Here is an 11,148-nt window from a genome sequence, read left to right as displayed (position 1 = left end):
GCGCCCCGAAGGCTCCCGGCGAGCCTGTGATGCCCCGCGTGGATCGCCCCCGCGAAGTGCCAGAGAGCCGCGCCCCGAAGGCTCCCGGCGAGCCTGTGATGCCCCGCGTGGATCGCCCCCGCGAGGTGGCAGAGAGCCGTGCCCCGAAGGCTCCCGGCGAGCCTGTGGTACCCCGCGTGGATCGCCCCCGCGAGGTGGTGGAAATCCGCCGCACAGTTCCGCCGCTGCAGGCAGAGATGAATATGCCCCTGAAGAGCGAAAAATCGGAGCCCGTACTGCCTGTTGAGAAGGCAGCCGCAAAGGGAGTGCCCCGCTCCGGCAGGGTGGAGATGTCGAACAGGGCCTCTGAGCTGGAAACAGGGCGCTCATTTATTCTCTCCACCTCACTTGAAATGCAGCCCAGGCTCTCCGCGAGGGATAACCTTATCACTCCCCCGTCCCGTCCGGCTGCTGATGAATTGAGAATCCGCCTTGACGGCTCCCACGTGGAATTTCAGGATCAGGGGAGGGACAGAGGCGACGCGGTCACCCGGGCGAAAGCTGCAAGGCGCAGCGATGCGAAAAGTGAGAAGAGCGCACTCCAGGAGGAAAAGGCAGGCGGAGTCACAGGAAGCCAGCAGAGAGAGAAAGCGCCATCAAGGCCCCCTCTGATGGAGAAGTCTTTTGTGGAGCGGAAGAAAAAGGCTGCCGAGAAGGATGAGAATATTCCCCAGTTCACAAGGAGGGGAAATACCATGATTGAGGCCGTGAGGGCCATCAAGGAGACAGATCGCCTCTTCTCCATGTTCGGCACGGCCTTTCACACGTCGCCTTTCATTCTTGATCCCTCGAGAAATACCGTGAAGATCAATGAGAAGACTGAATCCAGGAAAGGCATCGACAGCTCCATGCGTGTCATCGACGAGCTCTCAGGCAATGACAGCCGCTTCACGGAAGAGGAGAGCTTCCAGGATTTCCTGAGGCATGAAAAGGAAAAGACCTTCGAGAGGAGCGCTTCAAGAAAGCCAGGGACGGGGGCGAAGGCCCCTGAGGAGCAGTCGCCCCGCGGGAGCCGCGGAGACCTCGTGGATATCCAGAAAGAGATTCACCATGAGGAACTGGTCCAAGAGACAAGAGAGATGGAAAAGACTGCCGTCGAGACAAAGAAGCTCATCCCGGACAAGCAGGTTGAGCAGGCGGCAAAGCAGGCGGCCACATCAATAGAGTCAGTAATCAAAAAATCACAGCATGACCTCTGGACGGGCGACGAGATGGCAGCCAAGCTTATCTACCTTCTCATGAAGGCTTCAAGCACTTTCACTTTTGAGCATTCCTCCCGGGTGATTGACCTGTCGGTGGACCTGGCCCGCGAGCTCGGCATCACTGACAGGGATGAACTCCGCACCATAGAGGAAGGCGCCATGTTCCATGATGTGGGCGAGGTGGAGCTTGACCTCAGGAAAGCGCCGGATTCGGCGAAGAACAGGCTCTCGAAATACCTGGGCGCCGTTGACCTTCAGAACTGCAGCTTTCTCCATGACATCGGCAAGGTGAAGATCCCTGACAGCATACTCTACAAGCCCGGCAAGCTCACCGACGAGGAATACGAGATTCTCAAGCAGCACCCCGTCATAGGCGAGGCCATCCTGAAGCCCATTCCCTCCCTGCAGCACGTCCTTCCCGTGGTGAGGCACCATCACGAGCGCTACGACGGGAAAGGATATCCCGACAAAAAAACGGGAGAGGACACTCCACTGGCGGCAAGAATAGTGGGCATTACCGATGCCTACGATGCCATGGTATCAGACAGGCCCTACCGCAAAGGTATGCCTGTCGAGGATGCCCTTGCCGAGCTGAAGCGATGCGCTGGATCACATTTTGATCCCCGGCTCGTCGAAGCCTTCGTCAGGATCATAGAAAGGGAAAAAGCCGGCAAGTAACGTTCTGAAAGAGGAGGGCAAGAATCCTGTCAGGCGATTCCAGTGAAGCAATCGACGCCCTGGAGCGGGAGACTGCCGAGTGCCGCCAGCGGATTACCAGGCTTGATGATGCGAGGGAATACGATGCGGCCCTCGGGGAGGCCCGGGACTTTCTCGCGAAGCTCAGGGCAGAAGGCGCCATCAGTGTGCCGCCCCTTGTGATGGTGATAGAGAATGAAGTAAAGCGCCTGGAGCTGAAAATTCGTTTTCGCGATGAGCGCCGGCAGAGTGAGCGGAAAAACTATGTAATCAATGTGGTGGTGCCGCTTTTCCTTGCCGTGCCGGGTATTCTTCTCAATATCATTGCCCTTGTGATAAACGGCAGCCTCTGGAAGACTACCGTGATGGTGTCAAAAGGAGGATTCTACAAAGCCATCCCTGCCTATAACAACCTCATTGTCATGGCCGTGTTCATAGTATTCTACGGGCTCTCATATTTTGACTTCATGGAAGAATTCCTGGGAGGCTGGGCGGTATTCAGGGGTGCCACCATGCCCTCTGAGGCTGAAAAGAAAGTGGCGGTCTGGTTTTTAAGGATCGTGCTTCTTGTACTCCTTTATGCGATGGCTATCGGGAGCCTCCGTGCCCCTGCATAGCTGATCCATTGTCCTAAATTGACGGAGCTTCGGGGAAAGTGATATAATCTCCCCATGGCAGCGGAAAAAGAGGCTCCCCGAGAAAAATCACCGGCTTTTCTTGAAAAGCTCAAGGGCATTGAGATGCCCCATCCCCTTATCATCATCTTTGCCATAGTGATCATGGCGGCCCTGGCCACATGGGTGATCCCGGGGGGCCAGTACCGCCGCATAGAGGTGGACGGCAGGATGGTCGTGGAGTCCAAGGACTCGTTCTCTTTCGTGCCCCACAAGCCCCAGGGGATAATCGAGATTGTCCTGGTGCCCTTCAGCGGCATGATGCAGGCCTCCGAGATCATAATGCTCCTCTTCATCATAGGCGGGGCATTCTGCATTATCAAGGATACCGGCGCCCTTTCCGCCGGCATTTACAAGGTCACGCAGCTCCTCAAGGGCCGCGAAGCGGTGATGATTCCCACGATCATGCTTGTCTTCGGCCTTGGCGGCGGCATTTTCGGCATGTATGAGGAGGTCCTTCCCTTCGTGGGCCTCGTGGTGCCCATGGCAGTGGCAATGGGATACGACTCCATAGTGGGCGTCGCCATGGTCTACCTTGCAACCGTCATGGGATTTTGCGGCGCCTTCTTCAACCCTTTCACCGTGGGAATCGCCCAGGGCGTCGCCAAGCTGCCCTTGTTTTCCGGTGTGGAGTACCGCCTCGTCGTCTGGTCCGTTATGATGACGGCTGCCATAGTCTATGTGCTGATATATGCGGCAAAAGTGAAGAAGAACCCCCAGATGAGCGAGACTTTCGAGAGTGACAAAAAGATAAGAGAGACCATACTGCAGAGCGCTTCAGGCGAGGGATTCACTCTTACCAGGCGCCACTACGCCGTCCTGGTGCTCCTTTTCATCGGCTTTGCCCTCCTTCCCGTCGGTGTCATCAAGTACAAGTGGGCCATAAAGGAGCTCACGGGCCTCTTTTTCACCCTGGGGATCCTCTCGGGCCTCCTGGGGGGGCTGGGCCTCAACAAGACCACCGAGTCTTTCATCGAGGGCGCCCGTGACATGGTGACGGCAGCACTCCTCATAGGGATAGCCCGGGGAATAAAGATCCTCCTTGAGGACGGCATGGTGATGGACACCCTTCTCTTTTACATGAGCTCTCTCATCTCCCATTTTCCAAAGCTTATCGCAGTGCAGATAATGTTCTTCGTGCAGTGCTTCATGAACCTTTTCATCCAGTCGGGAAGCGCCCAGGCGGCAGTCTCCATGCCGATCATGGCGCCCCTTGCCGACCTGCTGGGAATCACGCGACAGACGGCCGTGCTGGCCTTCCAGCTTGGAGACGGCTTCACCAATTTCGCCATCCCCTGGAACGGCATTACGCTCGCAGTCCTGAACATAGGGCTTGTGCCCATGTGGGCCTGGTTTCGGTGGGCCTGGAAGCTCCAGGCCTGGCTTGTCATAATCTGCATGCTGCTGCTGGTCTGGCCTACTCTTGCGAACTGGGGGCCTTTCTGATGGACATCAAGGACAGGATCATTCAAAGGGTGGACTCACTTTCCGGGGAGATCGTGGCGGTGAGCCGCTATATCCACCGGAATCCCGAGGAGGGTTACAAGGAGTTCAAAGCTTCAAAGTATCTGCATGAGAAGCTGGAGTCCCAGGGCTTCACCGTCGAGCACCCCATGAAATCAATTCCCACGGCCCTGAGGGCTGCCCCCGCAGGGCGGCGAGGGAAGCCGGCTGTCGGGTTCATGGCTGAGTATGACTGCCTTCCCGGCATCGGTCATGGCTGCGGCCACAACCTCATCGCGGCGTCAGCATTCGGGGCCGCCGCAGCAATGGCGCCATTCCTCGAGGAAACGGGCGGGAGCGTCTGGTTTTTCGGCACTCCTGCCGAGGAGTATGACGGGGGGAAGATTCCCATGCTGGCCGAGGGAGTCTTCGCTCCCATCGACGTGGCACTGGAGATGCACCCCGAATGCCTCTGGATGGTGAACACCATCACCCTTGCCATGGATGCCCTGGAGATCCAGTTCAGGGGCAGGGCGGCCCATGCCGCCTGTGCTCCCCATGAGGGTGTCAATGCCCTTGACGCGATGATCACCTTTTTTAATGCCGTCAATGCCCTCAGGCAGCAGGTAAAGCCTGACATACGCATCCACGGGATCATCACCCATGGGGGGACCTATCCCAACATCATTCCCGACTTCACGGCAGCCCGCTTTTATGTGCGCTCCATGAAAAGGTGCGATCTCGGCATTGTCACTGAGAAGATGAAGAATTGCGCCCGCGGTGCCGCAAAAGCCACGGGCTGCAGGCTGAAGATCAAGAGCTTTGAGCGCTCAATGGACGACATGTTTAACAATCCTGTCGTGATGGGGCTCCTCGAGGAGAACCTTGGGAGGCTCGGAGTCACTGACATCGCCAGGGAGGACCTTGAGCCAGGCTCGACGGACTTCGGAAACGTGAGCCACGTGGTGCCCTCGGTCTATATGTACGCCGCCACTGCGCCGCCGGGAAAGCCGCTCCACACAAAGGAGTTTGCCCGCCTCTCCGCAACGGAGCCTGCCCATGAGAGCCTTATTCTCTCCGTGAAGGCGATGGCCCTCACTGCCTGTGACCTCCTTACTGATGGAGCTCTGTTGAAGAGGGTCCAGGAGGCCTTCGTGGGGCGGGCCCAGTGAACATCACCATTCATGAAGCGGCGGGGAAGAGGTGACGTGGCGGCGCTTGCAGGCAAAACCGAGGTGGTGCAGATTCTCAGGGCCGCAGGAGCAGTGTAGGAGCCGTCAGAAAAGTCCCCAGGATCTCACGGGATCACTTTTAAGTGCCTTCGCCAGCAGAGATTCCGCCTCGTCGCCTTCCCCGGAGGAATGCTTGATTTCCGCCATAAGCACCATTGCGGGAGAGAAGCGGCTGTCCCCCAGGAGCGCCCCTTCTGCCTCAGCGGCTGCCTCAATGGCTTTTCCGCCGATGAGGGCCGCATATCCCCTCGATACGGCAGCAAAAGGCGTGAGGGGACCATGGCGCGAAGCGCTAAGAAAGCTCTCACGGGCCCGCTCAAGGCTTCCTATGGATTTCCAGCACATACCCTCGATAAAACAGAGCCTCTCGGAGCGGGTGATCTTCTTGAGGGCGACCCTCAGGATGACCAGGGCGCGCTTGCCGTCTCTTTTCACCATGTGCATGCGGCAGAGCTGTTCCACGATGGCATGATGGTCCGGTGCGATGAGAAAGGCGCGCTCCGCCTCGCCGAGGGCCCTGTCAAAATCCCCCTGCAGGGCGTAGAGAAGGGAGAGGCAGTAATAGGCGCCATAGTTGAGGGGGTCAAGAAAGATGAGCTCCCTCTGGAGCTCTGCCCACATGCCATGCTCTCCTTCGGCGGGGGGGAGAGAGAAGTATGAGGCATAAAGCTCAGGGGTGCCCGGGGAATAGCTCATGGCGCTCCTGAGCTGCTTCCTGGCGCCTTCAACGTCACCTTTTCTTGAGGCTATGAGGGCCAGCGCATGTGAGGCCTTGACCCAGTAAGGATTTCTCTGGAGGGCTTCCCGGTAGATCTGCGCGGCCTCGTCAAGTCTTCCGTCGAGGCAGGCCATCTCGGCGACACTCATCGCATAGACAGGGTTTGTCCTGTTGATGCCGTGGGCTTTTTTGAAGCATTCACCGGCTTTTTCCCGGAAGCCCAGCAATGCCGAGATTTCCCCCTGCAGGTGGAGCAGTGCTGAAGGCGGCGAGCCCGACTGTTCCGCGGCTTCGTCTGTCAGTTTCATGGCAGAGGAGATGTCGCCCAGCATGAGAAGTATCTTTATCCTGTGGATCGCCGCAAAGGGGCTCTCCCGATATACCCTGAAGGCGCTGAGCAGGTATGGCTCCGCTTCCTGGTAAAGGCCTGACTGCCAGAGGAGCTCCCCCATGGTGCGGTTAAAGAGAATGTTGTCAGGCTCAAGGACCAGGGCGCTTGTAAGGTCCGCTATTTCCCTGGATGTCTTCCCCAGGCTTCCCCAGCAGCGGCCTCTCAAAAAGAAGGCATCGGCATTTTCACTGTCCATGGCGAGAATGGTCTCTGCACAGGCAAGCGCCGAGTGGTAATCCTCCCTGTCCATGTGGACCATTGCGCTGTCATACAGCATCCTGTCATCGAAGGGGCTCTCCCCTGCAAGTGTTCGGTAGATTTTCCAGGATTTTTCAAATTCACTGTCCTCTGCGAGGGCTCCTGCGCATCCCCTCAGTGCCTCCCTGTTGCTCCCGTTCAATGCAAGGGCTTTCCTGTACCATGCAAGGGCATCGCGGTAGTCTTCCCTGTCGCCCGCAATGTTCCCCGCGAGGACGAGGAGCTCGTCATCAAAGGGAAGACTGTCGAAGAGCTCATGGGGAATACTGAGGCTGTCCCCGGCCGCGCCCTCCATGAAAGTGCAATAGAGGTGGCGGTATTGATGGACAGGCAGGGGGGCTTCCCTCATTGACGCCTCCAGGAAGGCCTTCTCGCTCTCCCACCTGGCGCTTTCAGGCATATAATAAGCCGGATCGATGAAGGGCAGCTCGGGAAGCGCGCGGAGAGCCATCTCCCTTGTTTTTGCTGCCTCGTCGCGGTTTCCCCTCCTCTGGAGGGAAAAGGCATTCCGCCAGAGGGCAAGGGGGTGCAAGGGGAAGAAGCCTGTGACAGCCTCGCAGAAATGCCCTGATTTTTCCGTGTCACCCTTCTCATCTGCAAGAAGGGCCAGGAAAAGGTAGAACTCGTCAAGAGCGATGGTGAAAGTTTCTGGACCGGTCTCCTCCTCGTCTTCCAGGGGAGCGAAAAGGATCTTGTAAGGGACTGTCTCAAAGGGCTCAATCAAGGTCTTAGCTGATATGAACTCCCTGGGGAGCACTATAGCCTGGGGAACAATGGAGGCGAGGAGGCCCTGCAGCATCGGCTCAAGCTCGAAGGGAACAACGGCCACCGCGCGGCGTCCTGTCCGCAGGAGACGCAGCAGGGAAGCAGCGAAGGCCCCGGCCACTTTTTTAAGCGAGGGGGGGCGGAAGCGCTCAATCTCCTGCGGTGAGGCCTCGCGCATGTAACCGCGCAGAAAGGCGGCGAGATCGTCTTCTGCGACGACCGCGTGCAGGATCCCGCCTTCAGCATTGAGAGAGGCCTCCCGTACCGGTGACAGGAGCTCGAGAATTCTCTCCTTGAGACCCCTGTCGCCGAGGACAAGTGCCATGCCGGGCGAAAGGGCGCCGCAGACCTGGGCGGGATGGATATCGGCGGCCGTGGCTGCCATATGAAGGACCGCTTCACTATCGTCTTCCATCAGGCCGCACTCCGCAGCCCTGCGCTGCAGATTTTTCTTCTGCCCTGCCGCGAGGGGTGCCTGGCAGAGCCTGTTCTTTAGAAGGGTGAAGAGGGCGAGAAGGATATATTCGAGGGCGCTGACCTGAATGCGGTCATTCTGTTCCCGGGGGATTTTTTCCTCATGCCAGCAGCCCTGCAGGCACGGCGGTGCAGGCGGCACCGATGAGCCTGCAAAGCCCTGTATCCCCCTGGAGAAGCTGAGAGCGCATCCCCGGGGTATGGTGATGCGGAGGGTCCTGCCGGTGCCAGGCGAGAGCTCAGCCTGCTCAGGAAGGGCCTCGTCATCAAGTGCCACGAGGACCTGCGGGACCTTTCTTCCCGTCACCTTCCCCAGCCATTCCCTGAGGAAGAGAATGGTGGAGGAGAACCCCGTCTTATCCCTTTCGCCTCCAAGGCTCTCAAAAAAGACCGGGTTCATGGTGATGGTGATGAAGTCTCTCTCTCTCTCTGCCTTCTCCTCCTCCCCGTGCTCCTTTTCCTGGTGCTCCAGAAGCTCCGTGAGCTTCCGCGCCAGCTCCTTTTCAAGGTGGGAGTGGTCAGAGAGAATGCCCTGCTTGAGGATCTCGTCAAAGATGAATTTCCTGAAACCCTCTGAGGCTTCTATGACGCCTGCAGGCTGAATCTCGCTCCCGGCAGCCTCATCTCGTGACAGAATGACCACACCGGGAAGCCAGGGCTTCAGAAGATGGAAAAGAGGCTTCCTGAGAGATTTTGTGCACATGATGGGCAGCTTTCTTCTGCTGCCCGGCGTCGCTTCGTATTCTTTCGCTATGAGCTCGGCGATGTAGTCTCTTTCTTTCATGCAGGAGGCGTCCTGGCCATCAAACAGATACTCGAAAAGAGGCGATTTCAGGATAATCTCCATGTCATCGCCAAGGGGAACAGCGGGAAGCCTCTTTTCCTCTGAGAGAAAGGGCTCAAGCAGCTCTTCCTTCAGGCCTTCTCTGATGCTCTCCACGATTTCACCGCAGGAGGCGCCCTTCCTGGAGAGGCTTTCGATTTCTGCCGCGATGAAGTCCTTTTTCCTGCAGGGCACTTTCTCCTCGAAAAGCGATCTGAGCACCGGGGCTACCCTCTCAACAGGCGCTTCGGCACCGCCTTCACAGGCTCCTTTCAGGCTCTCCAGGAAATCAGCGGTGATCTCATAATCAATAAAATCCGCGAGGTGGTTCTCCATCACCAGGGCGAGGCTTGCCATGAAAGCCTCTATTGGGTCTTCCACGATCTTTTCACCGCCGAGGATGTGGGTAAGGGCGGGATTGTCCTGCATGGTGGAGTAAAAAAGGGGTTTTCCCCTGAACAGCAGGGAGATAGTGCTCTCTTCCATCGCAGGGTCCACGTGGAAATGGATTTCAGGAAGTATCACCGAGTACTTTTCAGAGAAAAGGGAGCGCATGCCTTCAACATGCCTTTTCAGCTCCTCCTTGTTTGCCAGGAGGGGGGCATAGGCCCGGCCGAGCTCCACGCTGAAAGGTGAGGACTGGACGAACTCCGCGGGCTCGTGGACTCCTCCTTCGCTGCCGGTGACGCTGGCAGACAGGAGGCCCTCGTAGCGGTATCCCATCTCCTGGTAATATATGAGGACGGTGCTCATGGCCTCACACCGCTCTATCATTGCCGCTTCGATATCCACCAGGAGCCTCTCCTCTTCCTTGAAGAAGGAGGCAAAGGAAATCCTGTCCCTGTCCTGAAAAGGGTTATTCCCGGAAGGTGCCGGGTAGAATGAGAGGGCCGACTCGACATGCTGGTGCGCTGCGGCCCTGAGGGCCAGGGGGTGCTCGTTGATTTCGTAAAAAATCTGCTGCGGGGGAATTATTGAGGCTTCCTCTTTTGAGAGAATAAGGAGCTCTGGGAAGATCCTCATGCACTCCGAAATGAAAGGCCGCAGGAATGAATCGCAGATCAGCATCGGTCTTTTTCCGAGCTGCAGGATTTTTGAGGACAGGTCTCTGAGCTGATCAAGCACCGTGGAGAAGGGAAAGAGCTTATCACCGACTGATTCGTCACCATGAGTGCCCAGGAATATGAGAAGGTTTTCTTCAAGCTGCGGAGCGATTGAAAGTGCCTGGAAAGCCCCTTTCTGGGCGAGCATGCGTATTCCCTCGAGATCGACAGTGCGATTCCAGAGCAGGCATGCCATGGAATATTCATCGTCATGAGCCGATTCGATGAGGTGCTCCAGGCAGTAAGGGAGCTCTGCCGGCGCGGCGCCTGCCCGCAGGGCATGCCTTATGAGGCCCGTGAGGGCTGCCAGGGAAAGGGTGGTTTCAAGGGTTTTCCAGGGAGTCCGGGGCCTCTCTTTGCTGAGGAACTCCATGAAGCGCCCCGTGTGGCTCTCGCTCCACAGCAGATCAAGATGGTCCTCCATGAGGCGGTATGCGGTCTCCAGTATAAGGGGAATGGCCTCAAATACGTGGAAACCCTCGCTCTCAGCCTGCTTCTTCCCCTCCCTGCCGATCCACCTTCCCTTGAGGCCCAGGGCATCGATGGAGGTGTCTACACCGGGTACAAGTGACGGCGGCGCCGATTGATGCTCCCTGGCGGCAAGAAGATGGTCTTTTTTTATGCCCCCCTGGCCGAGAAGGTAAGGCCCCGAAATCACCCTGAAGCGGTCGGCGGGAAGGGACCTGGTGACTCTGAATGCAGGGGGGGCAAGGGCAATGCCCTTCTCTTTCCTGAAGCGCTCCGTGAGATGGACGGCTCTCAGCGAGATATCCCTGAAGAGATCCCTGAAATCGGTGCCCAGCTCCACGGTGAGGGAAGAGGCATCGAGAGAGATTCCAGGGGGGGGGGCCTTCCGGAAGGTGAGGATCGCTTTTTCCCTGAAGGATTCAGGAAGATGGCGGGCTTTCCATTCCTCCTCTCTTCCCTCGTCAAGGAACTGCGCAGCCTTTCCAAAGCGCTGCATGAAAGGAACAAGGAGCACCTCGCTCCCTTTTTCATACATCCTGAAGCGGCATTCGTCGGGTAGAACCGGCATTTTTCCCGGGTGCTCGGCACCCGAGGGTGTGGTGAAAATCCACTTCCCCCGCCGTTTTCCGCTTGTGGTGTGGAGGAGCATCACCGAGCGGGTGAAGGCCTTGTTAAAAGCGGGATCAATGGCAAGGGCCTTCTTCAGGGTGGCAAGGGCATCTTCATAGGAGTGGTGGTCTTCCAAGAGCAGGGCGAGCCTGTAAAAAGCCGAGCTGTCACGGGGATTCTCCTGGATGATCTGCCGTAGTCTTCGCTCTTCAATGTGGGATGGAGGATTCATGTGAGTGTTGTCCGGAGGGGC

General features: G+C 57.7%; 5 protein-coding genes. 4 read left to right on the top strand and 1 reads right to left on the bottom strand.

Going from position 1 to position 11,148, the window contains the following annotated elements; genetic code table 11:
• The 4 genes from RDV48_12365 to RDV48_12350 all read left to right on the top strand — a co-directional run.
• Positions 1-1,919: HD domain-containing protein (locus RDV48_12365; GenBank protein MDQ7823584.1), on the top strand; the 1,919-nt coding region annotated here is incomplete at its 5' end.
• A 185-nt stretch (positions 1,920-2,104) separates the two neighbouring features.
• Positions 2,105-2,554, top strand: coding sequence for a hypothetical protein (locus RDV48_12360; GenBank protein MDQ7823583.1), 450 nt, complete (start codon positions 2,105-2,107; stop codon positions 2,552-2,554).
• Between the two features lie 54 nt (positions 2,555-2,608).
• Positions 2,609-4,057, top strand: a complete 1,449-nt coding sequence (locus tag RDV48_12355) for a hypothetical protein (protein MDQ7823582.1) — start codon at positions 2,609-2,611, stop codon at positions 4,055-4,057.
• Positions 4,057-5,226: a M20 family metallopeptidase gene (locus RDV48_12350; GenBank protein MDQ7823581.1), complete on the top strand. Its 1,170-nt coding sequence runs from the start codon at positions 4,057-4,059 to the stop codon at positions 5,224-5,226. Before RDV48_12355 ends, RDV48_12350 begins: the two co-directional genes overlap by 1 nt.
• A gap of 105 nt (positions 5,227-5,331) precedes the next feature.
• Here the strand turns inward: RDV48_12350 and RDV48_12345 are convergent, their stop codons facing one another.
• Positions 5,332-11,127: an FHIPEP family type III secretion protein gene (locus RDV48_12345; GenBank protein MDQ7823580.1), complete on the bottom strand. Its 5,796-nt coding sequence runs from the start codon at positions 11,125-11,127 to the stop codon at positions 5,332-5,334.
• Positions 11,128-11,148 lie beyond the last annotated feature (21 nt).

It is taken from the genome of Candidatus Eremiobacterota bacterium (assembly GCA_031082125.1).
Taxonomy (GTDB): domain Bacteria; phylum Vulcanimicrobiota; class CADAWZ01; order CADAWZ01; family Ess09-12; genus Ess09-12.
The sequence above is the reverse complement of the archived record's forward strand: the minus strand, read 5'-3'. Positions and strand labels throughout refer to the sequence as shown.

Excerpts from the sequence above, each read along its gene's own strand:
- RDV48_12355 (MDQ7823582.1), top strand. The coding sequence starts at position 2,609 with ATGGCAGCGGAAAAAGAGGCTCCCCGAGAAAAATCACCGGCTTTTCTT.
- RDV48_12345 (MDQ7823580.1), bottom strand. The coding sequence starts at position 11,127 with ATGAATCCTCCATCCCACATTGAAGAGCGAAGACTACGGCAGATCATC.
- RDV48_12350 (MDQ7823581.1), top strand. The coding sequence starts at position 4,057 with ATGGACATCAAGGACAGGATCATTCAAAGGGTGGACTCACTTTCCGGG.